Source organism: Saccharibacillus qingshengii, from assembly GCF_013185195.1.
Taxonomy (GTDB): Bacteria; Bacillota; Bacilli; order Paenibacillales; family Paenibacillaceae; genus Saccharibacillus; species Saccharibacillus qingshengii.
In genome coordinates this window covers 57,702-82,582 of the sequence record NZ_JAAZWC010000005.1, presented here as the reverse complement: position 1 = coordinate 82,582, position 24,881 = coordinate 57,702, and the positions used below count along the sequence as shown (strand labels likewise).

The window sequence follows — 24,881 nt, the reverse complement described above, 5'->3', positions numbered from 1 at the left end:
TTCAGGGTCAGAATCGAAAAATAAGGAGGAATTTGCGTGATTTCATGGATTGGACCGCTGTTTCTGACTGTCGGAGTTCTTGCGGCCGGTCTCGGCGTGTGGGTGCTGCTGCGCCATCTGGGATTTATGCGGCGCGCCGAAGTGACGCAGGGCGAGATTACGGGATATGCGGAAGAACACAGCGGAGGCTCGGACGGATCCACCGTCTATTATCCGATCGTGCGTTTCGCTACATCGGAAGGTCTGCTGGAGCGCCGCTGCAAAGTCGGTGCATCCTGGAGAACAGGGCAGATCGGCAGGCAGGTGAACGTCTATTATCTGCGGGACGAACCGCAGGGTTTCAAACTGAAGACGATCGCGAATGTGATGCTGGCGATCGTTCCGATAGGCATCGGGGTTGTTTTTATGGGGATCGGAGCGGTGTTGAGCCGGGCTGTGATATGAATTCGGGAAAAGACCCTAGATCCTCAAAAGATCCTAAATCCACAAAACCCAAACCCAAACCCAAAAAGAGCTGCGGATCTCATTCCGGCAGTTCTTTTTTGAATTTTTGCAAAGTTAACTGTACATTATTTGCAAAGTATACTATGCTTAACGTGCAAAGCCAACATTGCAATTCGTAAGGAGGCGCCTATTGAAAACCCGAATTCCCGAACTGCGCAAGCAGCGCAAGCTTTCCCAGGAGGAACTGGGCATGGCCGTCGGCGTAACCCGCCAGACCATTACGTCGCTCGAAGTGGGCAAGTACACGGCTTCCCTGGTCCTCGCTTACAAAATCGCCCGTTATTTCGGATTGACGATCGAAGAAGTGTTTGATTTTAGCGAAGTGGAGGAATAGAACATGGAGACATTCAAGAAGAAAGTACGAATTCGGATTCGCGTCTTGTGGGTGCTGGCCGCAGGCATCGCTCTGATCTACGCGGGATTTATGTTTTATCGGTTCGAGCTGCCCGTCTTGAACAGTTTTACAAAAGGGTTTCACCAAGGGATTTTCTTCGGTCTGGAGCTGATTATTATCGGTTTCTTGGTGCAGTACATCCGAAGCTCCAAAAGTGAGGAAGCGCTCAAAAAGATGTATATTAAAGAAAACGACGAGCGGGAAGGCGCGATTATCCGCAGCGCCGCAGCGCTTGGCACGTCGATCGCTTTTGTAGGCATCGCCGTCGCTACGGTCATCGCAGGTTTCCTCGATACCACGGCGTTTATCACCCTGCTGAGTACTCTGCTGTTTATGTTAATTGTATTTTTCTCGCTGTGGGGGTATTACGGGAAACGGATTTGAGCGTAGAAGCAGGAGCCTGACGGTAAGTTGGAAAAATCGCAAAGGAGGCTGTCCATGAATCTTGGGATCAATGACCGCAACCATCCGCTGACCCGGCTCAGCTGCCTGTCCGCCTCGGAAGAACTGCGCGGCATCGATCTGGCATTCTTCCTGCTGCGCAAGCAGAAAGAGTCGGATCGCTATTACCGGGCCAAAGAATTTGCGCTGTCGGAAGAAGTGGGCGAATGGCTCAAAAGACAGATCGTGCAGGAAGTACGGCGTCTGCAAATCAAGGAAGAAGACGGTTCGCGGCGTTTCGAGATCGGCGAATACCATCTGGAAGTGAAAAAGCGCGACCGGCTGGCCAGGCTGAAGCTGGAGAAGGAAATCGGACTGCCGTACGAGCGCAAGACGGCTCTGCTGCGCGCGCTGGCGAACCCCGATCCGCTGCTCGATCCGGCCAAGACCGAGTTTCAGATCGTGCAGACGGAACTTGACGGGAAACGGCTGCATTTCTTTTTTTACCGCAAACCCAAACAGAGCGCATCCCGCAAAAGACTCGCTTTCGGCCGTTCCGGCGAACTGGACTTTGCCAAAGAAGAACTGGTCGAGTTGGGCGGGAATATCGAATTCATATTGTGGGACAACGAATTATATATTTCGAGACTCGATACGTTCGAGAATGTGTTCGATTACCGCGATCATGTGCTCAAAGCCAAAGAACACAATCTGGAGGCGATTACGTCGCTGCCTTTTTTCGAGATGGAAAAAGCGGACAAAGACCGGTTCAAACGGGACTGCGGCGCTTTTTTCTATACAAGGACCCTCGCACAGATGGGAAGCAAGCAGCTGGAAGCGATCGAGCGAAGCTTCGGCGAACGCTGCGGCGAACTCAGGATGATCCGCAAACGTGTGCCGACGCATCCCGAACGGGCGGAGGAATACCGCCGTATGTATGCGCCGCTGTGGGAATTGTACGATTTTCTCGATCTGGAGCGGGAGCGGGTCGTGTATCCGGAAGGGCGGCGGCCTACCGTTCTGCTGCATTTTTTCGCGGACAAGATTGTACAGTCGTTCCTGACCAAAGAGTTCGGACTGACCGACTCTATCGATCACACGCAAGAACAAGAAAGCGATCACGCCTAGAGGAAGGAGCCGGATCATGTGGAGCAAAAAAGAACCGATCATCCTCTGGACGACTGCTTATGCGCCGCTGATTGCATTGATGATCGGCGGATTTCTGTACCGGAACGGCCTGCTGCCGCAAGGGTTGAGCGAGGAAGAATGGTCGAAACGGCTGGGCGGACAGATCTGGATGGCGGAGGCGCTGTTTCTGCTGGCGGTTCTGGGCGGTTCGCTGCTGCTCTATCGTCTGGTCATCGTCTGGCTGCTGGGCAAACCCGCCCAAAGAGTGCGTGCGAACCGCGGCGGACGGAGATATGCGATTCGCCGCTTCGAGAAGCTTCCGGCGAGCGACTATACCTTTTTCCTGATGACGCTGCTGCTGCCGAGACTGGCCCTCGATTATTCGTCGATCACCCATTTTGCCGTATCGCTGCTGATGATTGTCTTCATTATTGCCGTATTTGTGAAGACCGATACGATCGCGACCTGTCCGCTGTTCTTCGTGTCGGGATTCCAGGTATTCAAGGGAACGATCTCGGAGCACAGTACGGAAGCGGAAAAAGAAGACAAAGAGCTGCGGCGGGAAGTGGTTCTGCTTGTGCGGGAGAAGGATCTGGATCTTGGGAAGAAGTACCGGGGTGAACGCTTGACGGGGAATTTGTATGTGGTAAGCCGGGAAGATATGGAGAAATAACAGGTTCTAAAATACCAAGTGACCAATGACTAAAGGAGGGGTATAATGGCAATTATCAGGGTCTAATGGAAGGTGTTGTGCAGATGAATACAGCAGAAGGCAAACAGAAAATGGATAAGAAAATCGAGAAATGGAAATCGGATTTAATCGATATCAGCGGAAGAAATCCTTTGCTCAATTTTAAACCGAAAAAAACAAACAGCCTAAGATTGTCGGAAAATCTTTCATGGCTGGCCGAGCAGCTTCTTGACGAGCAGTATTTGAATCTCGAAGAATTGGAAACGCCTTTTCTTGAAGAGGTTCGGCGGCTGCAAAGCAAGTCTTACGAGATCACTTCGGCTGAAAGCGATAAGATGAACCCTGCCCAAAGAAGAAAGCACCAGGAAGATTGGGAGAGAAACATCCAGGGGCGGATCAATGAACAACATAACGAATTGAAGAAAGCTTTGACCAAACTCCGCAACAGTGCGCGTACCGCAATGAACGAGCAGGGCATCAACATCGCCTACCTTACCTTCGGCCTGTTGAAATGGAAACCCGGCACAGGGACCAACTCTACTCAAACCAGCAGTGCACCTCTGCTCCTGCTTCCGGTAATGATCAAGAAAACCTCCGCTAACTCTCCTTTTACCCTAAATATTTACGAGCAGGAAATCATTGTGAATCCGTTTATTAACCATGTGCTGGAAGAACAGTTTGGATTGACATTGAGCGATCTGACATTCGAAGCGGATAATCCGGATTTCACGGATATTTTTGAGCAAGTGTATGACAAAATCGAAAATCTTCAAGACTGGACCGTTGAGGAAGACTGTTATTTGTCGTTATTTTCTTTCAACAAGTTGGTCATGTATAAAGACCTTGAACAATATCGGGATCTGCTCGAGAGCCATCCTCTGATCCGCGAAATTGTCGGTACCGCCGGAGAAGACACGATCAGACAGAATTTCGATGCAGGGTTGATTCCTTCTGAAAGCCGCATGGACAAAGAAGTTCCGGCCGAACAAAATTTCAATGTGGTCGATGCCGATTCGAGCCAGCAGCGCGCGATCATCGCAGCCAAGAAGGGGATGAGCTTCGTTCTGCAAGGGCCGCCGGGAACGGGAAAAAGTCAGACGATCACGAACATTGTGGCGGAATGCCTGGCGGCAGGTAAAAAAGTTCTGTTCGTCAGCGAAAAAATGGCGGCTTTAAACGTCGTTAAAGACCGCCTCGAAGAACGGGGATTAAGCGAATTCTGTCTGGAAATGCACAGTCATAAAGCCGGCAAACGTCAGGTGCTGGATTCGCTTGCGGATACGATTAATAAGCCGGCTGCAGCCAAAAAGGTTCCGGAAGAAATCTACCAGCAGATGAATTATTTGCGCGACCGTCTGAATACGTATTCGGAAAAATTGCACGAGGTACGTCAACCTTACGGAAAAAGCGTCTACGAAGTGCAAGGGTTGCTTAACCCATTAAAAGATATTCCTGAAATTTTGTCGGCCGTCCATCTTTCCGCGGATCAAAACCTAGAAGAAATTTATCGCCTGCTGGCCGACCTGGATCGTTACCGGAATCAAACTTCACAGGCAGACTCGCAACCTTGGGAAGCTTTGTCGGCAGGCCGATTCTCGTTCGAGCTGCAGGCCAACGTTCAAAAACTGCTTCAGCATACGGCCGATGTCACCCGAAACGCTCTTGCTCTTGCGGAAACCCTTTCTGCGGAGACGGAACTTCAAGTTTCTCGCACGGAGGAATTGGATCGGATTGTTTCCGTTCTGGAATTGGCGGCCGTGTCGCCTCGTCCTCCGCAAGCATGGCTGACTTCGCTGGACGTTTCAGAACTTATCCGTGAAGCGCGGGAGCATCAAGAACAAGTCGGAGAATTTTTTGCGCGGCGCGGCGAACTGCTTCAAAGCTTCGACGAACAGATTCTGGAGCTTCCCGTACAGGACCTGCAAGAGACCCTATTCGGCGATTCGGACTTCCTCGATCAGGTTCCGGAAAAGGAACGTTTAAAGGTTCTGGACGATCAGGGCGAAAAGATTCAACAGGCGGCGGAAGACTTCGGGCGCGTAAGGGAGCAGCTTCGACTGTTTGACGAGACGGTCAAAGCGACCGGGCAGCAGGTATCGAGCTTAAACGATTACCGTCGGTTGTCGCGTTATATGAAGCTTTTTAATCTAAAAGTACAGCCGTCATTCGCGTGGTTTGTCAGAAGCAGTTGGAAGACCGCAATCCAACAGGCACATTTGGCGAAAAGCGATCATGAGCGGATGTCGGAGATGCGGCAGCAGCTGCTCGCGGCGTACGAAACTTCTTTTATCGGGCAAGACGCGGGAACGCTCATCAAGCAGATTAACGAGAGTACCACAGGCGTTCAAATTTTTGCAAGCCCGGACCACTCCCTGCTTCAAGAAACGCTGTACGATAACTCGACTCAAATTCTGACGGCATTGGAAGAGTTATTCGGATGGTACAAGCAGTGGGGCGAGATTAAGATCGAGTTCGAAGAATTGTTCCAGCTTGAACTGACGCAGACGTCCGACGTCCAACGATTAAGCCGAATCATGGAGCTTGTAGCCGTGAATCCGCAGCCGGAACGCGGATGGTTCGATTCTTCGCACAGCCGTAAAGTACGCCAGGAACTGGAGAACGCCAAAGAGCTGCTCGGGAAGTTCGAAAAGGATCGGAAGAAGCTGCAGGTTGTCTATGTGGATGAATTGTTGGACGAGCCGGGTCTCGAAGAACGGATCGAGCAGGTGCACAACCGCTGTCTGAACGAATATCAATCGCCGGTCAAACGAGCGTTGGGCGGAGGATATCGCAAAGATGTGCGTTGGCTCTCCGCGCAGCGTAAAGAAGCGGGGAAAGTGGATTTTCAGGCTTTCTTAAAAGACATTCGCGCCATTAGGCGGACATTGAATTACCGTTCGGAGTTAAAAAAACAGGAATCGCATTGGGCTGCCTTGATGGGACGTCATTATCTGGGACTTCGCTCGGATTGGAGCGCCATCGAAGATTCGATCGCGACGACCGAAAAAATCGTGGATTGGCATCAGGGCAAACCGGTATCCTCGGCTCTACAGGAGCTTCTCGTGGCACCTTCGGGAAGAACGGAAGAACTGTTAAGCCGCCATCGGCAGCTTAAACGAAACTCGGAAGCGTTGATTCGCTGCCTGTTGGGTTTGAAAACGGCTTTTCCGCAGATTTGGAATGCTTCGCTCGCTCCGGAATTGGAGAGCTGGAACCTGGATCAGATGATCTCGCGTTTGTTGGAAGACAGCGGCAAAATTCAATCTTTGGTTTCGCGAATAAAGCCAATTGTCGATTTCCGTATCGGTTATGGGGAGCCTCGATATCGCGAACTGATGGAAGATCTGTTCAGACTGCAGTCTTTGCGGGAACTGCAAAATTCGCTGAAGGACAAAGAAGCGTACTATCGCCATACGTTCGGCAAAGCATTTCAGGGAGAAGATACGCCTTGGGAAGATCTGCAGGAGGCGCTGGAAGAAATCGGACGCCTTCATGCGGAGAACATCACGATTCCGACCCAAATCGCGCAGTTTGCCATTGATAATACCGACGATTATCGCGATCGACAAAAGTCTCTTGAACAGCATGTTCATACTCTGGAACGTTCTATTCAAACGCTGGATGCCGAGATTCCGACCGTCATTCAGGACGAAGAAGGAATCCACGCAAACGATCGATCGCTGACGTGGATAAGCGAACATCTAAACGAATTTGTAGGCGGCATGCAGCGTTGGCGCACCGCGTACTTGTCGATCCGATCGACGGCCAAGCGGCCTTTTGCCGACTTTGCCGAGCTGCGGGCTAAGCTGGAACTGGCTTCGCAGGCTCAACAACGGGAATCGGCGCTGGAACATCAAATGGAGCGTTTGCAGCAGATGTTCGGTTCGCGCATTCAGGGTTTTTCGACGGACTGGCCGTTGATCTTCGATGCGCTTGCATGGACGGAAGAATGGAAAGGGCTGCTGGGCGAAGACGCTGCCTTGAATCCACTGCTTCAGCTTGTCTGCGCAGAAGGGACAGAAAATAAACCGCTTCTGCAAGGGCTGATCGAAAATGCTCAACAATCGAAGATGGCTTTAACGGATATGACGAGCCGTTTCAGCGTACAGTTCGACCTGTCCGCTGCTTTCGCCGGTCGGTCCGAAGCTGAACTCACCTGGGAAATGCTAAATGGCTATGCGAACTCCAGACTGCCACATTTGGACCGAATGGAGAGCTGGATTCGCTACCGGAACCTGCAGAAGCAGGCGTATGAGAGCGGGCTGGGAGATTTCGTCGATCAGGCCATGAGCGAGAGCGGCGAATATTCGTTGAAAGATCTGTTCCAGAAAAGGCTGTTCAAACAGTGGCTCGATCGCGTGTACGAGCAGGAAGACCTGTTGGCGGAGTTCGACGCGCATCAAGCGGGCGAAGATCTGAAGCAGTTCCGCAAGCTGGACAGCGGCAGCCAGAACCTGAACGTGATTCGAATCAAAGAGAAGCTGGAGAGCGAGAGGGAACATGCGCTGTCGGCTCCCGCGTTCCTGCGAGAAAAGCAGCTGGTGCTGCACGAGATCGGCAAGAAAAAGCGGCATATTCCGATTCGCCAATTGATGCAGGGAGCGGCGGATTTCGTTCAGTCTCTCAAGCCCTGCTTCCTGATGAGTCCGCTGTCGGTCAGCCAATATATCGATGCGCACAAAATCAAATTCGATCTGGTCATTTTCGACGAAGCTTCCCAGATTTTCTCGGAAGACGCGATCGGAGCGATGATTCGGGGCAAGCAGGTCATTATCGTCGGGGATACCAAGCAGCTGCCGCCGACAAACTTTTTCCAGAGCAGCGGGATCGAAGAAGATTACGATACGGACGAAGAGCAGGAAGAGGAAGTGAATTACGAGAGCATTCTCGACGAATGCGCGAACATCCTGCCTCCGCTGGATCTGCGCTGGCATTATCGGAGCAAGCACGAGTCGCTGATCACATTCTCGAACGAAGCTTTCTACTATAACAATCTGATCACCTTCCCCAGCGCGGATAACGGGAGCTACCTGGGTACCGACTTTGTGCATGTCCAAGACGGCATCTACGACCGCGGAAGCAGCAGCACTAACCGGCCAGAAGCGCGCAGAGTTGCCGAGCTGGTGTTCGAACATTATCGGGATCATGGCCATCAATCGCTGGGCGTTATCGCGTTCAGCCAGAAGCAGGCCGCGGCAATCGAAGAAGAACTGCAGATCATGCGCCGTCAGCAGCCGGAATTCGAGCAGTACTTCCAGGAAGGGTCGCGCGAGGAGTTCTTCGTGAAAAGTCTGGAGAATGTACAGGGCGACGAACGCGATGTCATCTTCTTAAGCGTCGGATACGGCCGGGCCGCGGACGGATCGATCTACTACAACTTCGGACCGCTGTCCAAAGCCAAAGGCGAGCGCAGACTCAACGTAGCCGTAACCCGGGCGAAGTACCATATGAAGCTGGTCAGTTCCATCACGCCGGACGATCTGCCGGAAGCCAAGGTGGAGGCCAACTCGGGCTTGAAACACCTGAAGCAGTACATGCAGAACGTGATGTACGGTTATCAGCCGATGATTCGAGGAGAAGGCGGGATTCCCAAATTCGATTCTCCGTTCGAAGAAGACGTGTATCGGGTACTCACCGATATGGGATATACCGTCGATACGCAGGTCGGCTGCTCGGGTTATCGGATCGATCTGGGAATCGTTGATCCGGACGATAAGACCAAATATCTGATTGGCATCGAATGCGACGGGGCCAATTATCATAGCTCCAAGGTTGCAAGAGACCGGGATCGGCTGCGGCAGCAGGTACTCGAAGGGCTGGGCTGGAAGATCTACCGGATCTGGTCGCAGGAGTGGTTCAAGAACCGGCGGCATGAGGTGGAGCGATTGAAGTTGTATTTGGAGGAAGAGACGAAGCGGGAGATTTATTTGGGGATTTGAGATAGAGCTATCGTGATGGAGGGAGGTGAGCGGTATAGATGAAATGGTAAGTCTGCTATCGGAAATTCTGTCGGAACTTCGCGAACTGAACGCAAGAGTATCTAATGTGGAAATGGAATTGTCAGGTATGAGCACTGATGTATCTTCAATTGACTTAGCCTTGCATTCGATAAAGCTGGACATAGGCACAATCGATTCTAATGTAAGTACAATCGACTCAAATGTAAGCACGATTGACTCCAATGTGAGTTCGATGGAGAGCGATATTGGATCGATTCGTAGTGATGTCTTCTCGATTGACTTGAAAATTTAAGTATAGAAATAAGTATGGCCGCCTGTTGCGGCCTATTTTTATTCTTTCAATCTTCATAGAAGCTGGACATTATTTTACGAGCATTGATACACTAAATCTGGACGATTGGCAGAACTCACCCAAAATAGGAGCGGATGCAAAATGGCGTCTCAGAACTTTAATTTTCTTGCGGAAAAATGGGAAGTGCTCGATAAAGTCGCCGAAGCGGCGGAACGCAACGTCTATCAAGATCCGAATACAGCAATTATGAAAATACGAACCTTTGCTGAAACGATCGCCAAGTACATCACGGCTTTTGAACAAATCCAAGAAGTCGGTGTTGTCAATCAAAACGAGCGGCTTAGAAAATTGAAAAACGAACAGATTGTCCCTTTCGAGATGATCAATCTGTTTCATACCATAAGATCCAAAGGCAATAGTGCTGCACATAATCCGGATTACGGGACCGAAAGAGAAGCGCTGACACTGCTGCAGATGTCTTTCCGGATTGCGGTATGGTTCATGGAGGTTTACGGAGACTACAGCTTCAAAGCCCCGACCTATACGGAACCGGCACAAGACACCGTAATTACCGAAACCGAACTAGAACAAATCACGCAAAGTTACGAAGACAAGCTTTCGCAGATGGAACGTGAATTGGAAATTGTTCGTGCGGCACAGGTCGAAATCAGCAGCACGGATAAAGACCGTCGCCGCCGTGTCGGTCAGCGAACCGGCAGCAACCTGCAGCTGACCGAACGGGAAACCCGCGTGCTCATTGATGAGCAGCTTCGGGACGCCGGATGGGAAGCGGATACGGAGCAGCTGCGTTATGCGTATGGAGCCAGACCGGAAAAAGGGAAAAACCGCGCGATTGCCGAGTGGCCGCTGAAAAAGGGTTATGCCGATTATGCCTTGTTTATAGGGCTGAAACTGGTCGGATTAGTCGAAGCGAAAAAGATGAGCAAAGATATTCCGTCGGATATCGAGCAGGCAAAGCAGTATGCCAGGCTTGTCGTTCGGCATGGAGACGAGCAGGTTATGGAGCCTTGGGGCGATTACTTCGTTCCGTTTCTGTTTGCCACCAACGGCCGCCCTTATCTGAAGCAGTTGGAGGGCCTCAAATTCATGACGAATACATGTTGAGTATTGTGGTGTCTCGCGGCTTTCCATATGTTCTACCAGAAGTAAAAGAAATAGATAAAAAATTCCTAATAATGGAGACTATCATGTGAATCCCGATGGCACTTTATGTTTAGAGTCACCTATAAATTTATTGGGAAAGCTTTCTGCAAAACCTGATCTCCTTCAATTTGCAGAAAGCTGCTTGATTCCTTATTTATACTGTGTGTCGCATAAATTGAAAAATGGTGGGAAGTTCCTTTTTGGTGAACTCGCTCACGGCCCTAAAGGAATACTCGACGATTATAAGCAGCTATGGGGATTGCAATCTCCTGAGCAAGTATGGATGGTTCTGAACGCAATGAAATCTCATAAAAGAGAAGCAAATAAAATGCTTTGTCCTTGTGGGTGCGGCAAACGTCTTGGTGTTTGTTCTTATAATCGATATCTGGCTAGATTAAGAAAAATCGCTCCAAGAAATTATTACAAAAAGCAACTTGATCAAGTAACCCCTTACTTTCCTCAAAGTACTTTGAAGAAATTGAAAAAGTATTCTAAAAGGGTACAAGTTATTGAGTAAAAAAGCGTCTAACAGCTCAATCAGCTGATTAGACGCTTTTATACATACCATTTACTTGGCTTCCAGTAAATCCTTCAAAAACCCAGGCACCTTATACTCCGCCGGCTGCTGATACAGCAACTTGGATTTATGCTGGACCGGCTGCGAGAATTTCACTTTTCCCAAACGCGCATGTACATGAACCTTTCTCGCTTTTGTGGGAGACCAACTGCCCGATCTAGTGAGGTTATGATTATTCGATTTTTGTCTCATGCTTCATCCCCTCCATATAAATAATCGACGGTACCCATTAGCTCCTCGTTCAGTTCTGTGAGACGCGCGAAATCAGCTTGAGATACGTCTTCCCGGCCGCGTAGATGCAAGGAAATGACCATCCTGTTAGATACAGGGTAACATAGAAGATAGACGTTTTTCAACGCGATTCGTGCATGATAATTAAACTGAACAGCTTTTGTATGGTGACATTCTACCACACGCGCCCATTCTTGCTCATCTTTACCCTCGTTATATTGAAGCGAATAAGTTCTTCCCTTGCTTGCATCTCCCGCCACCTGAAAAATCTCATTGTCTTTTACTTTCCAGATCGCGCCTTGAGAGATTGAAAATCCCGGCAGCACATCGAGCCTATAAGCATTGCGGATCGCTAGGTAAAGAGATTCATAACGATTATGCAGAATCTCAGGACCCATCAGATCGGTCAAAAAGGAGATGAGTTGGTCTTTGACTTCGCTGAGTGCTACGACTTCTTCCAACTGCTGCTCGACACGTTGAACTTTTCCTAGCTCTTTTCCGATGGCTGTGATTTTTCCGCATGCCACGTTTACTGTAGCCTGATCGTTTCTTCGATCCGGTCGGACTTCGTAACGAAGAACATTGAGTCCTTCCATATCCGAAGGCAAGTGAAAGCCGTCTATTTCCCGTCCTTCGATCTGCTGAGGAACAGAATCAGGAATTAAACAAAAAACGCGTTCTCTCCCCAGCTTCCCCCAAAATAAACCGAGTTCGAACAACGTATTATCCCGAGCTGCCAACACTAACTGGCCGCGATGCTGGACAAGATCGTCTGGCGAAAAGACGAAAGCCCCGTAATCATGCTCGTCCAATTGTCGCTGAAGAGATTCCATCGTATACTCCATTGCTCCGAAAGCACCGGCTGTCCAAGGCGTTACTTCAAAGTCATAACTGAGCTGTTCCTGCATCGCTGTTACATAGTTCATCGATTCACGCGCCGAACCGATAAACAATCGCGGTTTCTCCACAAAAATTCCCTCCTCCCGACATTTCCTTAACTGGATTTATTATATAATATCTTTAGTTAGATAGCAGTAAGATTACGAACATACGCTCCAATTTATTTTGGGAGGTCTCATGCCACAAACCGATATTGTCACATTCATGCTCTCCTTCATTGAATCCTACCGGAAATCTAATATCGATCTTACCGAACTGCAATCCGCTTTGGCAGGTCAAGCCGTCGACTATCCGGCCTTTGCCGAAGCCCTACTCCAATTGGAACAGGATGGGCTGCTTATTCCTGTCAAATCGCACGGCCGGAATGGACGAACTCCTTCGCTGGCCTACCGCTATAGAATTCATCGGCAGAAGCTGCGTCGTGATCAGGTGTCGATCATCCAGACGGCTGCGCAGCAGCTTCACCCGGCGATCAAATTGGACACTTACTACAGACGAACATCCGAAGAATGGGAGACCGACCTGCCTCACATCCGGCAAATTCATCAATACCTGGCGCAGTACGGACTGCCGGAAAACGAGATCACCGCTCCGGAACGCAGCTTCGCGCTGACCGGAGACGAGAAGTGGATTGACGAACAGGGCGGCCGAGAGCTGCTTGAGAAAATTGGATTATGGGCATCTATGCGCATTCTTCCGGCAAGCGACCCTCTAATGTTGGCGATCCACCCGAAACTATTCAGCAGCGTTCCAACTTCGGGCTCGAGTGCTTCCCATCTCATTGTAGAAAATAAAGCGACCTTCCATGCACTGCTCGGCAAGTTGAACGATCTTCCTTTTGCCACCGTGATCTACGGTTCGGGCAACAAGATTGTCGGTAACCTGCAGATGTTTGCCAAGCAAGTGCCGCTGCCGCATGTTCATCATGCCTTTTATTATTTCGGCGATCTCGACTGGGAAGGCATCCGGATCTGGCACAGTCTGAATCGGCGGTACGATCATATCCGGCTGGCTGCACCGTTTTACATAGCGGCGCTGCAGCATGAGGCAGTGCCCGGCAAGTCTAATCAGCGACGAGATCACGCTGCACTGAGCGCATTTTCGCAGCATCTGCCTGACGAGTCAGCCCAGCGGCTGACCGAGCTGCTGAATGAAGGGCGTTATATCCCGCAGGAAGTGTTGTCCGCGGAAGAACTGCACCGTATAGGAAGGATGTCGGTATGGAACAAAACCTAGAACAGGAACAGAATTCGCGGCGCGAACGAATAGCGGCAGACGTCGATGTGAACGCGGTTCTTGCGGACTTCCCCTCGCGTATGGACAAGCTGGCGTTATTCGACCCGCTGTTCGAGCTGGGCCGTCAACGAAAAAACGATCTCGACGGCAAGCCGATCGCCATGATGGAACTCGGCATGCTGACGCTGCTGTTCTTTTTCGAGAAGAAGCTGCTTCGCAGCCGCAAGACGAGCGCCAGAGAACATGAAGAGTTTCTGACGGAAGCCACTCAAGGGCTGTACCGGCTGGAGGCTGGCGATATCAAAGACATCGTCAGCCGCATCATCCGCGTATTTCGCCCGGCGGACGGTTTGGGGCACCAATTCACTTTTTTCGATTTGAACACCGGGAAAGAACGCACGGCGCGAACTTCGATCCTCAAAGCGGACGGCCACGACTCCCAGACGGTTACCCAGTATTACACGCTGGACGAAGACGGGCTGGAGCTTGTGTTTGCGACCAAGGAATTCTATCTGGAATTTCAGCTTTCGATCCACCAGCTTCTGCTGCGCAAGCAGCTGGAGAAAGGCGAATTCCAGGGGGCACTGCGTCAGATCGACGAGATGCATATCGACGTGGAGACGCTGCGTGAGCGCATTTCCCGTATCGAGAGCGAGATCAAGCGAAGCATCGTGTCCGAAGATACGTTTCAACGCTACAAAAATCTGCTGGAAGATATCGACCTTCGTCTGAACCGGGAAAGCGAGGAGTTCAAGGAGCTGCTGGAATTCGTGCGGGAAACGCGTGAGCGGATCTACGCCGACCGCGAACTGCCGCGTAATCAGAAAGCTTACGAACTGATTCTGCGGATCGGGACAGAGCTGGAAGGCGTCCATAACGAGCATACCCGCCTGCTGCAGAAGAGCTACGAATTGAGCAATCAGGCGCTGCGGGCGGCCAAAGAGTCGATGTATTATACCGGAATGAACGCGTTCAGTTTCGAGCAGGAGGTCGGCGCGTTTATTTTCGGCAAGCTGCTTTCGCCCGAGAGCATGCAGGGAGTGATTGCGCCTTTCATCGGGTTGGAGCGGGCAGAGCTGTGGTCGCCGCTGACCGTGTTTGCCCAGCAGCAGTTGGCCGGACGCGGCGAAGAATCCGGCGGACAAGCCGCTTTTATGGAGATGGACGAGGCGGAAGAAGATGCATTTGCGGAGCAGCGCAGGATCGGCATCGTTCGAATCGTTCGGTTACTAATGGCCTTTTTCGACGAAAAAAATCGCGAAATCGTTTATTTGAATCAATTTATCGAATGGCTGCGCGAACAGGGAGAAGAAGAGCTGCTAAGCAGCCGCGGTTTCTACGACTGCTGGCTGATCCTGCATCAGCGCAGCCCGATCTCGGATAGAGGATGGACGGACTCGGGCGGCGAGGCCAGAGGGAGCAGCGGACTGCAGGAAGATATCGGCGAAGAACTGCAGGGAAAGACCTTAAATGTCACGGAAAGTGGCGAAGTACTGCGCGTGACACAGCGATACGAGATTCAGGATATGATCATCGAGCGAACGGAGGGGAATCATGCAATTTGACGAGCAGGAGATTATGAAGGCGTTCCGCATTTATGTGGAACTGGCCAAGTCCGGGCGTGCGGAAGCCGAACAAACTAAGCTGTATGAAAATGACGACCGGATTCGAGGATTGGTGGATCGTTTCGCAGAGGAATCGGACTGCGCGGTCATTGCGGCGGGCGAACAGCTCATGCTGATCCCTCTGGCTAGACTTTCGCCTTTTCATATGAACAACGACACGTTGAAGAGAAATTATTTGAAAGCCGGTGCGCTCAACGCCGATCTTTATCTGCTGTACGTGGCGGTGATCGTCTGGATCGGAGCGTTTTACGACAGCTACCAGACGGCCGAGCCGATACGAAGTTTTCTTAGCGTAGATGAATGGCTGAACCTGATGCGCGACAAAATGGAAGGAATCAAGGAGCGCGGCGAGGAACAGCTGGAGCAGGACAGTATAGATTACGGCTATCGCTGGAGCGAGATCGTCAAGCGCTGGGATGCCATCGACGATATCAGGGAAGGCGCCAAGCGGCAGAGCGGACAGACGAACAGCCGTTTAAGCTTTCTGGACAGCGTTCGCCGCTTTTTGCTGCACCAGGAGCTGGCGCTTGAAGTCGGAGTGAACGAGCTGGGGCTGAACGAAAAAACGAAAATCGTGGTTCAGCGTTACTTCATGGAAACGGAATATAACCGGGGCATCCTCGAGTTCTTATACGGATATGCCGATCGGGCTGAAGAGGAGGAGCAGAGCCATGCCGGCGATTTCTAAAATTCGTTTTACCAATGTGGTTTACGAGGCGGGAGCCAAGCGTTATAACGACTCCACCTTTTTCTTCGACGGACACAACAGCGCGATCGTGTTGGAGAACGGAGGCGGCAAAACGGTCTTTATTCAGGCGGCGCTGCAGGCGGTGATTCCGCATACCGATCTGGCCGGGCGTAGGATGCGCGAAACGCTGCAGCTCGAAAACGGGCCGGCGCATATCGCGGTCGAATGGCTGCTGGCCGATAAGCCCCGCCGCCGTTATGCCGTCACCTGCGTGACTCTTTTTATGAATTCGGGAAGTCTGGACTCTTATCGTTATGTCTATGAATACGGCGATCAGGACGAGCACGGGATTACGAATCTGCCTTTTACCCGGAAAAGCGACAGCGGAACCCGGGCGAGCGACAAAGGAGAAATGCAGGACTATTATCACTCGATGGTTCAGCGGTTCAGACTTCAGGCACGACAGTTCGATAAAATCGGCGAATACCGGAATCATCTGGAAAACGAACTGCAGATCGTGGCGACGGAATGGGAAGCGGTCGTCAAGATCAATTCGAACGAAGGCGGCGTGGAAGCTTTTTTCGAAGAGTGTAAAACGACGTCTAATCTGGTCGACCGACTGCTTATTCCGACCATCGAAAATTCGATGCAGGGCTACGATCAGAAAAGCTTTGCAAATTTGTTTCAAGCACAGCGTGACGGCTTCAAGCAGTATCGAGAGCTGAAGCTGAAGATTGAAACCAACCAGCGGATTATTGAGCAATTGGAGCGGTATGTACAAGGATACGCCTTTTACGATGAACAGCAAAAAGAGTATCTAAAGCTGCGGCGGTCCGCTTTTTACACATGGAATTATGTCAAGCAGTCGGAAGCTCGGCAGCAGGAGCGTATAAATGAACTGGATCGTCATATGGCCAAGCTTACAGAAGACAGGGAAGTCTTGGAACAAAAACGGATGTCTCTTCGAATTGCCAAAGCGCAAGAAAAGGAAGAAAGTCTTCAAACCCTTCTGTATGAAGCCGCAGAAGAGTTGGAGCAGGAAAACGAACGCTTGGCAGATTTGGAGCGCGAGTGTGCCTCGATCGAATATGCGCAGGAAAGAGAGAAAAGGCGAGAAGCGGCACAGAATTTGCGTTATGCCGAGTACCGCTTGGCGCAGATGGAGATCTCGGAAGACGAAGCGGAGCTCGAAAATGCCTGGCGGGAAAACGCCCGTCAGTTGAAAGCGATATTCGCGAAGCATGAACAAAAGTTGTTGGAGCAGGAGCTGCAAGAACAACTTCAATTGGAACAAATCAACCGGCAGCTTCTTGAACTCAATAAAGACGCCGCTGAAAAGAGCCGGATTTTGCACCGGTTGAGAAGCGAAAATACACAAGCCGAAGCAGAGATCAAAAAGGATCGTCAGAAACTTCAAGAGCTGGCCCAAGATATACTGGATGATCCGCTGACCGAATCGGTCCAACATCAACTGCCGATTTGGAATGAAGCATACAATTGTTTGGAACAGGAGTTATTGTCCGGTCATGCCAAGCAGAGCGAACTTGAACAAAAGAGGGAACGGCTTCGCGTAATGCTGGCTGATGGTCGGGCTGAGTTAAGCGGGATTCAGCAGGAACTGAGCCGGCTGAAAGCTGAGTATCGTCGTTACGCCGAAGATCACGAAGAAGTGCGGAACGTACTGGCTTCACTTCGTCCCGAATGGGCCAGATTGACCTCGATTCCGGAAAAAGAGGAATCGATTCGTCAGCGGATGATGCGAGAGATTGAATCCAAAACGGCGCAAAAAGACGATTTGTATCGTCAGGAACGGTTGGCTCGGCGTCATGTGGACGATTACGGCGAGCAGGAATCTTTTTTCGCCGATCCTTATGCCTCCGAACTGCTGCACAGATGGAGCGGTCAGTTTTCGCTGCTGCAGTCCGGGGTCGAATATGCCCAGCAGCACAAAGAACCTGATGTTGGGGAACTCTGGGCGCTAACCTTGATTACGACGACTCATGAAACGGAGAAGCTGAAGAACAAAATCTTTGAGGTCGCGGATCGTCTTCAGTTTCCTGTTCGAGTGCTCAGCGTGGACGAAGCCAGAGGTATTCGAAGCGGAACTTCTAATGCGGATGATGGAAACTGGATCGAACCCTTGTTGTGGCGTTCGGTTGAGAATCCGACTTCATTCGAAGCTTGGAAAAGCGGGGCAGCAGAACGTGCGGGACATGCAGAACGTGCGAGAACAGCCAAAGAAAGGGAACTTCAGGAGTGGAGAGACGGAGAGCGTCGGCTTGCCGAGCTGCTGAAACGTTACCCGAACGAAGAGCGCCATGCGTCAGAGCTGCGTCGAAACGAATGTGCAGCCCGAGAAAATGCTCTGCAAAAACGTCTTGATGCTCAAGCGGCGGACGAAATTCGCACTGAACAGGAGCAGAAAGAGCTTCAGCAAAAACAGGAGATTGCCAGACAGCAGGTTATGGCTCTTGAAAGGAAGATGGATCAGGGAAATCGCTACCTCACACTTGAACGAAAAACAGCCGAATTGGAGCGAAACCGCCGAGACTTATTCGTCAAGCTCAAGCAGCAGGAACAGGTTTTGCAGGATGCGCAGAATATCGTATCTGAACGTATAGAAGAGCAAAAAAAGAAGGAAGGGCATCTGAAAGAATTGTCTGTAGAGCTTAAATATTGGCGGCAGCAAGAGCTTTATACAGCGGTCGCAGCAGAATTTCCGTTGGAAAACGAATTTACTTTGCCTGTACTTCAAGAAGTCCGACGGAGTTTGGAGCGGCGGCGCGACAAAGTTGCGACCGATCGAGTTAACCAAGAACGGGAGATTGAGCGCTATCGTATAGAGGAGGAGCAAGCGAACAAAGCGATGAAGCGCAATCTTCAGAAATATCCTTATCTGGATCGGGCTCTTGAACTTCCTTTGTACGCGGAGGAGTATCTTGAAGAATTGTCGAACAAGCTTCAAATCAGCACAGAAAAACGAGCCTTACTCTTATCGGAAAAAGAACGGAGAAACGAGGATTATCAACAGCAGTCCGGAATTTTGAAATCGGAGCAACAACGATATAAAGAGCAGTTCGACGGCCAAGAGCCGATGGGTTTCCTAGAACCGTTAAGCCGCGTGGAAGAACGGACAGTCGAGGAAAAGCGGCATTTGGAGCGAGAGGAAGATCGTCTGAACGAGCTCATGGCAGCAGCCCGAAAACAGCATGCCGGTATTTCCAAAGCCCGCGAAGTATGGCTGCCGCAGCTTCGGGTGCATGACATCGAAAACCCGGCACTAAAAACGGAGTCTGCCGAACTGTCTTTGTCCGAACAAAACGACTGGTTGTACGATATGTTTGAACGCAGCAAAGCTGCTGTAAATGGGCTTGAAGAACAAAAGCGCAAAGTCGACGAAGAAAAGCGCAGAGCCGAAGCAAGCAAAAAGCGGTTTATCGATTTTTGCGACAAACAGGTTGCGGATCTCAAGCAAAGTCAGATGGCCAAAAACGGAGTCGCCGATAAACAAGAATACACTGAGCTGCAGGAATTCGAACAATCTCTCAAGCGAAACTTGCTGCGAGCCAGCCAGATTGCCGAAATTGAGAAGCAGGCCGAAGATAAAAAGCTGCAGCATTATATCACTCACATTCATGATCATTTAAAGCAGCTTGCCCAAGAGCTTGGCGAAATTCCGAAAAAGACGAGAGTCAAAACAAGCGAAGGAACCAAAGAAATTTATTCGTTCCGAATTCCGCAGTGGGAAGAGAAAATTGCCCGTGAGAAAATCCAGGATCATATCGAGTGGATCAGCCGACAATTGGAAGGATCAAAATATGTAGATGAGCACGGGGAGCCTCAAGATGCACTTGTGCGTAAGGAACTTGAAAAGTGGCTTGATTCGAGGCAGCTGCTGCTCAAAGTACTGGGCGACAATGCGATCCGTATTCAATGCCGCAAAGTGAGCAATGACAATCGGGTAACGTCTGCCGCATACAGCTGGGAAACGTCGAACTCCTGGTCCGGAGGCGAACGCTGGAGCAAGAATATGGCGCTTTTCCTGGGTTTGCTCAATTACGTAGCCGAAAAGCGGCAGCCGATTCAGAGCAAGATGGCAAGGCATCGATCCGTGATCCTCGACAATCCGTTCGGCAAAGCTTCCAGCGAACACGTACTGAGTCCTGTTTTCTATATCGCCGAGCAATTAGGGTTTCAGATGATTGCCCTGACCGCGCATGCAGAAGGCAAATTCTTACGTGATTACTTTCCAGTTCTATACAGCTGCAGGCTGAGAAACGTGGCAGGGGATTCAGGCAAACAGATTGTAGATGCGCACCAGAGTATGAATCAGGCTTATTTTCGAGATCTGGAACCGGAATCGATGGCCTATTTAGGCAAACCCAAACAGATGGAATTATTTTAAGGAAAATTCCGATCCCAGAATCCCTCTTCCATGTTTTCCCTCAACCCAATCCGGTTATTGCTTAGCATAGGGAGGTGATACGGATGTCCAACAACCATGACGGCAAGCATTCTTCGAAGAAGATGTCCGCATTGGCGGCCAAAGTGCTTCACGACAAAACGTCCGAGAAAAAGGCCAAATCGCTGGCGGGTTCGGTGCTGTCCCAGGCCGAGACGCATGCCGACGATCACGCTTCCGATTCGGATTCCGGCAGATCGCACAACTGATTTTCCCCAAAAAAAGGCCCATGCAGACCGTCGCAGTGACGCTCGCGCATGGGTTTTTGCCAGCCATTACTTGCGCGGCGCCAGCCCGATGGTGTCTTGGGTGGACGGATCGATATACACGATGATCTTCCCGAGTACCGCATCCTGCGTTGTCGGGAAAATCACCTGTACCACGCGGGACGGGATGTTCTCCTGCTTCAGGGTGGATCTCATCAGAGGATACGGAACGTCGGTCCCGTCGATAACGGACACTTCCGCTTCCCGCCAATCGATCGTCAGCGTATCCTTGGAGTTCTCATGGATACCGTTCCAAGCGATTTGGCGCATCTTCATCTCGTCCGTTTGCTCCGGGATCTGCTGGGCAGATTCCTGCGTTACCTGCGGCTGTACAACGGGCAGCTTGTCTTCCGTGCATCCCGACAGGCCGGAAACGGCCAGCCCGATCAGCATAGACAGGCCTACGAGGGCACGCGATCTTCTCATACGAATATCAGCTCCTTTACGGTTATTTTTCTGACGTTGGCGCCTCCTTTAAGGTTGCAGATTCGACTACCCGGCTGTCCTACGTTACTTTATTGAAGAAATTTTTCAAACCTTTTCTGAAAAGAAGGGGCTTTTTTCGGTTCGCGGCCACTTTATTGGTTTAAAGGAGGTAGAACCATACTACTGTACAGAAGTTGTACATAAGGGAGGCATCAAGATGGACAACAAGCAGCCCGGAAAAGCGAAAAAGTGGCCGTTTGCCGTATTGGCAACGGTCGTAGCGGCAGGAGGCGTGTACGCTCTGCCGCAGGTATTCGCCGACGAATCAGCCGGTTCCCGTACGGAATCGGCGCAGACGCAAACGTCTTCCGCCTATACGGCGCAGAAGGTGCAGCCGTCTTCGGCAGCCGTAAATACGTCTTTAACGAACACGTCTTCCGTATCGCCGAACCTTCAGCCGACCCAAATCCGTACGTCTTCCGGCTCGACAGCAGGTAACGCCGAAGTGGTTCTGCCGATCATCTCGGTTGATCCGAAGAAGGCATCGGCATCCGCTTCGCGCAGCGCACTGCTCCAGCTGCAGATCATGAGTCTCAAAACCGAACAATACCTCGCTTTCGGCGCGGCCGAGAAGCAGTCGATCAAACTGATCGAAGCGCGCAACCGGGCGACCGAAGTCTTCTCCGATCCGAATGCACCGGCGGACCGGGTCTTCTCGTCTTCGCGTAAGCTCGAAGAAGCGATCGACCGTTACAACGACGAAGCGCTTGGCGGAGCCAACACGATTGCGAGCGCACTGGCCAAAGCCCAGACCCAAATTCTAAACGGACGCAGCGAGAGCGACCTGGACGCATCCGGCAAGCTGGCGCTGCAAGGACTGAGAGAAGCCCAAGCTCGCCTGAACGCCAATTCTACGGAAGCGGGCGCTTTGTCGGCCTATAAATATTTCCTGCTGCGTTCTGCCGAAGCGAACGATATCCAATCGTTTAATCCGGCGGATTACAGCACCGTGCTGAAGCAGTACGAAGCGAACATCAAAGCGCGTACGGAAGCGGCCGGCTCTTATGCCAAAGCGGCGGACAAGCTGAAGAAAGCATATGACGTATCCGCGAAGTCGTTGGCCTCGGCGCTGGAACGTTCTTCCGGCAAAAATGCACTCGATGCCGCTCAGGCAAGTGTAAAAGTCACTTACGATGCCCTGAACGAAGGACTGACGCTGGCGGAAGAAATCGTTCAGGCGCGGCCGCTGCTCGATTCTCCCGCAGGCAAAGAAAAAGGGCAGTACGGCGCGTCGAAGATCGGCACGCTCAAACGCGCGATCGGCAAAGCGGAACGTTCGCTCAAGACATCGAAAACGATCGAACCGCTCAAGGAAGCGCGTACGAAGCTTGCCGCGGCGGTAACGGAGTTCAAGAACAGCCGGAATTCTTAAGTCCAGGCACTTTACCAATAATTGAAAAAGCTCTCCCGCATGTTTAGGCGGGAGAGCTTTTTGGCGTTTTAAAGGAGGAAGCTTCGGATCGGTTTTGCCGTTTTCGTTGTCCGTGATGCAGTTTCATCGATAAAGCCGGCGGACAGCCGCTTCCTTCGTGGTTTCGGCGGACCCTGCCGCAGGCAGAAAAGCAGGCATCCTACTGCCGAGTCCGGATTTCTTCCGACAGCTGCGCGGCGATCTCGCCAAACGGCATCAGGATCTGCGCGTCGTTGTCGTAGCGCCGTACGTTGACGCTGCCGGATTCCCGTTCTTTTTCCCCGACTACGAAAATGTACGGCACCTTATCCTGCTGGGCCGAACGCATCTTGTAACCGAGCTTGCTGCTGCCGACATCGGCTTCGGCCCGAAGATCCGCATCCCGCAGCATCTTGCGAACTTCGAACGCGTAGTCGTCGTAATGGGCCGATACCGGCAGCACCCGCACCTGAACCGGCGACAGCCACAGCGGGAACGCACCGGCATAATGCTCGATCAGAATGCCGATAAAGCGGTCGATCGAACCGTAGATGGCCCGATGGATCACGACCGGCCGGTGTTTTGAACCGTCTTCGCCGATATACGACAGATCGAATTTCTCCGGCATCTGGAAATCGAGCTGGATCGTGCCGCACTGCCAGCTCCGGCCAAGCGCATCGAGCACATGGTAATCGATCTTCGGTCCGTAGAAAGCGCCGTCGCCTTCGTTCAGCCGATACTCGGCCCCGCGGTCATCCAGCACATGGCGCAGTGCGTTCTCCGCTTCGTCCCACAGCTCCTGCGAACCCATGGAATCGTCGGGACGCGTCGACAATTCGATCCGGTAATCGAAGCCGAATACGCGGTACATGCCGTCGATCAGATCCATCACTTTGCCGATTTCTTCTTCGATCTGGTTCGGCCGGACAAACAAATGCGCGTCGTCTTGGCAGAATGTCCGCACCCGCATGAGGCCGCTGAGCGCACCCGAATATTCGTGGCGGTGCACCTGGCCGAACTCCATCATCCGGATCGGCAGATCGCGGTAGGAGCGCAGCTCGTTTTTGTACATCAGCATATGGCCCGGGCAGTTCATCGGTTTGAGCGCGAACGCTTCGTCGTCGACTTCGGAAAAATACATATTGTCTTTGTAATGGTCCCAGTGCCCGGATTCTTCCCACAGGCGGCGGTTCATCATGAACGGCGAGCGCACTTCGTCGTAGCCGCTGCGAAGCTGCATGCCTCGCGAGAAGTTTTCGAGTTCGGTCCGCAGCAGCATCCCGTTCGGCAGATAGAAAGGCATGCCCGGCGCTTCGTCGGAGAACATGAACAGCTTCAGTTCGCGCCCGAGCTTGCGGTGATCGCGCTTCTTCGCTTCTTCCAGCAGGCGCAGATGGTCGTCGAGCTGTTCTTTGCGGGGGAAAGAGGCTCCGTAAATCCGCTGCAGCACCGGACGGTCCGAGTCGCCGCGCCAGTAGGCGCCGGCGACGCCAAGCAGTTTGAACGCTTTGAGCCGCCCTGTCGACGGAAGATGCGGACCGCGGTCCAGATCCGTGAATTCGCCCTGCTCATACAGCGAGAACCTCTCGTCTTCCGGCGCATCTTCGATCATTTCGAGCTTGAACGATTCGCCGCGCTCCCGGAAAAAGGCCAGAGCTTCTTCGCGTTCGACGGCCCGCCGGCGGATAGGCAGATTTTCTTCGGCGATCTTCCGCATCTCGCGTTCGATCGCAGGCAGATCGTCGGCGGACAAAGCGGCAGGCAGTTCGAAGTCGTAATAAAAACCGTCTTTGGTCGGCAGGCCGATGCCAAGCTTGACCGCCGAATCGCCATACCGCCGTTTGACCGCCTGGGCCAGCAGATGAGCGGCGCTGAGCCGGTAGATCGGCAGACTGTCTTCGTCGCCGGGAAGCAGAATCTCGAGCGCAGAAGATTCGCGCACCTTTTCGCCCAGATCGACGAGGATGCCGTTCAGCCGGGCGGCGATCGCATTCTTGCCGAGCGAAGTGCCGGCGGAGCGGGCGATTTCGAGCACGGATGTACCGGCTTCTACCCGGCGGATATCGCCGTTCGGAAATGTGATTTCGACCAAGGACGAGGCGGATGGATCTTGGGACACGGATAGGGATGGGAATTGTTCGGACATGCTGCATTCCTCCAAGTATAGTGGGATGGCGAGCGCAGACGATCTTCCGGAGAACGCAAAAACGCACTCTCCCCGGAAAGGGACGAGTGCGCTCGGCTCGTGGTTCCACCCTCATTCGATCCCGGCTCCGGAAGCTTACGCTCCCGGGCAAACAGCCGTGACCCTTACTTGGGATCCGTTAACGGGGATCGGTCGGCGGAGGCTACCGGCCGCCGTGCGCATCCACTCAGGACGGGCATCGGGCGCGGCGTTCGCTTCCGCGGCTGCGGAGAGGTAATTCCGGGCCGCTTACCGAAGAAGCTCACAGCAATCGCTTCTCTCTCTGGACGGTGCGCACGGGGAATATTGACTCCGGTCAAA

General features: G+C 52.0%; 17 protein-coding genes. 14 read left to right on the top strand and 3 right to left on the bottom strand.

Going from position 1 to position 24,881, the window contains the following annotated elements; all coding sequences use genetic code 11:
• Nucleotides 1–36 precede the first annotated feature (36 nt).
• The 8 genes from HRQ60_RS06295 to HRQ60_RS06260 all read left to right on the top strand — a co-directional run bounded on the left by HRQ60_RS06295 (nt 37) and on the right by HRQ60_RS06260 (nt 11,031).
• Nucleotides 37–444 (top strand): DUF3592 domain-containing protein, encoded by a 408-nt coding sequence (locus tag HRQ60_RS06295; protein WP_172194796.1) that lies wholly within the window; start codon nt 37–39, stop codon nt 442–444.
• A 190-nt stretch (nt 445–634) separates the two neighbouring features.
• Complete coding sequence (locus HRQ60_RS06290; protein WP_172194795.1) at nt 635–838, top strand: helix-turn-helix transcriptional regulator; 204 nt, start codon at nt 635–637, stop codon at nt 836–838.
• Between the two features lie 3 nt (nt 839–841).
• Nucleotides 842–1,282, top strand: a complete 441-nt coding sequence (locus HRQ60_RS06285) for a hypothetical protein (protein ID WP_172194794.1) — start codon at nt 842–844, stop codon at nt 1,280–1,282.
• Nucleotides 1,283–1,336: 54 nt separating this feature from the next.
• The gene (locus HRQ60_RS06280) at nt 1,337–2,407 is read left to right on the top strand and encodes a Kiwa anti-phage protein KwaB-like domain-containing protein (RefSeq protein WP_172194793.1); all 1,071 of its coding nucleotides are present in this window, start codon (nt 1,337–1,339) and stop codon (nt 2,405–2,407) included.
• Nucleotides 2,408–2,423: 16 nt separating this feature from the next.
• Nucleotides 2,424–3,080: a hypothetical protein gene (locus tag HRQ60_RS06275; protein ID WP_172194792.1), complete on the top strand. Its 657-nt coding sequence runs from the start codon at nt 2,424–2,426 to the stop codon at nt 3,078–3,080.
• A gap of 83 nt (nt 3,081–3,163) precedes the next feature.
• Nucleotides 3,164–9,037: a DUF4011 domain-containing protein gene (locus tag HRQ60_RS06270; protein ID WP_172194791.1), complete on the top strand. Its 5,874-nt coding sequence runs from the start codon at nt 3,164–3,166 to the stop codon at nt 9,035–9,037.
• A 454-nt stretch (nt 9,038–9,491) separates the two neighbouring features.
• Complete coding sequence (locus tag HRQ60_RS06265) at nt 9,492–10,475, top strand: DUF4145 domain-containing protein (protein ID WP_172194790.1); 984 nt, start codon at nt 9,492–9,494, stop codon at nt 10,473–10,475.
• Between the two features lie 85 nt (nt 10,476–10,560).
• Nucleotides 10,561–11,031, top strand: a complete 471-nt coding sequence (locus HRQ60_RS06260; RefSeq protein ID WP_172194789.1) for a hypothetical protein — start codon at nt 10,561–10,563, stop codon at nt 11,029–11,031.
• Between the two features lie 248 nt (nt 11,032–11,279).
• Here the strand turns inward: HRQ60_RS06260 and HRQ60_RS06255 are convergent, their stop codons facing one another.
• Nucleotides 11,280–12,290, bottom strand: a complete 1,011-nt coding sequence (locus HRQ60_RS06255; RefSeq protein WP_172194788.1) for a TIR domain-containing protein — start codon at nt 12,288–12,290, stop codon at nt 11,280–11,282.
• Between the two features lie 109 nt (nt 12,291–12,399).
• Between HRQ60_RS06255 and HRQ60_RS06250 the strand changes: the two genes are divergently transcribed.
• From HRQ60_RS06250 to HRQ60_RS06230, 5 genes are all read left to right on the top strand, one after another.
• On the top strand, nt 12,400–13,458 hold the full coding sequence (locus tag HRQ60_RS06250) for a Wadjet anti-phage system protein JetD domain-containing protein (RefSeq protein ID WP_172194787.1): 1,059 nt from the start codon (nt 12,400–12,402) through the stop codon (nt 13,456–13,458).
• Nucleotides 13,443–15,023 (top strand): replicative DNA helicase, encoded by a 1,581-nt coding sequence (locus HRQ60_RS06245; RefSeq protein WP_246281165.1) that lies wholly within the window; start codon nt 13,443–13,445, stop codon nt 15,021–15,023. The genes HRQ60_RS06250 and HRQ60_RS06245 overlap by 16 nt, the downstream gene beginning before the upstream one ends.
• Nucleotides 15,013–15,771 carry a DUF6063 family protein gene (locus tag HRQ60_RS06240; protein WP_246281163.1) on the top strand — a complete coding sequence of 253 codons (759 nt, stop codon included), beginning with the start codon at nt 15,013–15,015 and terminating at the stop codon, nt 15,769–15,771. The genes HRQ60_RS06245 and HRQ60_RS06240 overlap by 11 nt, the downstream gene beginning before the upstream one ends.
• Complete coding sequence (locus HRQ60_RS06235; protein ID WP_172194786.1) at nt 15,722–20,176, top strand: coiled-coil domain-containing protein; 4,455 nt, start codon at nt 15,722–15,724, stop codon at nt 20,174–20,176. The genes HRQ60_RS06240 and HRQ60_RS06235 overlap by 50 nt, the downstream gene beginning before the upstream one ends.
• A gap of 83 nt (nt 20,177–20,259) precedes the next feature.
• Nucleotides 20,260–20,442 (top strand): hypothetical protein, encoded by a 183-nt coding sequence (locus HRQ60_RS06230; protein WP_172194785.1) that lies wholly within the window; start codon nt 20,260–20,262, stop codon nt 20,440–20,442.
• Nucleotides 20,443–20,508: 66 nt separating this feature from the next.
• Here the strand turns inward: HRQ60_RS06230 and HRQ60_RS06225 are convergent, their stop codons facing one another.
• The gene (locus tag HRQ60_RS06225) at nt 20,509–20,925 is read right to left on the bottom strand and encodes a hypothetical protein (protein ID WP_172194784.1); all 417 of its coding nucleotides are present in this window, start codon (nt 20,923–20,925) and stop codon (nt 20,509–20,511) included.
• 217 nt (nt 20,926–21,142) lie between these two features.
• Between HRQ60_RS06225 and HRQ60_RS06220 the strand changes: the two genes are divergently transcribed.
• The gene (locus HRQ60_RS06220) at nt 21,143–22,357 is read left to right on the top strand and encodes a hypothetical protein (RefSeq protein WP_172194783.1); all 1,215 of its coding nucleotides are present in this window, start codon (nt 21,143–21,145) and stop codon (nt 22,355–22,357) included.
• Between the two features lie 199 nt (nt 22,358–22,556).
• On the opposite strand, the gene thrS is transcribed toward HRQ60_RS06220, so the two are convergent.
• Nucleotides 22,557–24,521, bottom strand: a complete 1,965-nt coding sequence (gene thrS, locus HRQ60_RS06215; RefSeq protein ID WP_172194782.1) for a threonine--tRNA ligase — start codon at nt 24,519–24,521, stop codon at nt 22,557–22,559.
• Between the last annotated feature and the right edge of the window lie 360 nt (nt 24,522–24,881).

Coding starts and splice junctions, on each gene's coding strand:
- HRQ60_RS06285 (WP_172194794.1), top strand. CDS start 842: ATGGAGACATTCAAGAAGAAAGTACGAATTCGGATTCGCGTCTTGTGG.
- HRQ60_RS06280 (WP_172194793.1), top strand. CDS start 1,337: ATGAATCTTGGGATCAATGACCGCAACCATCCGCTGACCCGGCTCAGC.
- HRQ60_RS06275 (WP_172194792.1), top strand. CDS start 2,424: ATGTGGAGCAAAAAAGAACCGATCATCCTCTGGACGACTGCTTATGCG.
- HRQ60_RS06270 (WP_172194791.1), top strand. CDS start 3,164: ATGAATACAGCAGAAGGCAAACAGAAAATGGATAAGAAAATCGAGAAA.
- HRQ60_RS06265 (WP_172194790.1), top strand. CDS start 9,492: ATGGCGTCTCAGAACTTTAATTTTCTTGCGGAAAAATGGGAAGTGCTC.
- HRQ60_RS06250 (WP_172194787.1), top strand. CDS start 12,400: ATGCCACAAACCGATATTGTCACATTCATGCTCTCCTTCATTGAATCC.
- HRQ60_RS06245 (WP_246281165.1), top strand. CDS start 13,443: ATGGAACAAAACCTAGAACAGGAACAGAATTCGCGGCGCGAACGAATA.
- HRQ60_RS06240 (WP_246281163.1), top strand. CDS start 15,013: ATGCAATTTGACGAGCAGGAGATTATGAAGGCGTTCCGCATTTATGTG.
- HRQ60_RS06235 (WP_172194786.1), top strand. CDS start 15,722: ATGCCGATCGGGCTGAAGAGGAGGAGCAGAGCCATGCCGGCGATTTCT.
- HRQ60_RS06230 (WP_172194785.1), top strand. CDS start 20,260: ATGTCCAACAACCATGACGGCAAGCATTCTTCGAAGAAGATGTCCGCA.
- HRQ60_RS06225 (WP_172194784.1), bottom strand. CDS start 20,925: ATGAGAAGATCGCGTGCCCTCGTAGGCCTGTCTATGCTGATCGGGCTG.
- HRQ60_RS06220 (WP_172194783.1), top strand. CDS start 21,143: ATGGACAACAAGCAGCCCGGAAAAGCGAAAAAGTGGCCGTTTGCCGTA.
- thrS (WP_172194782.1), bottom strand. CDS start 24,521: ATGTCCGAACAATTCCCATCCCTATCCGTGTCCCAAGATCCATCCGCC.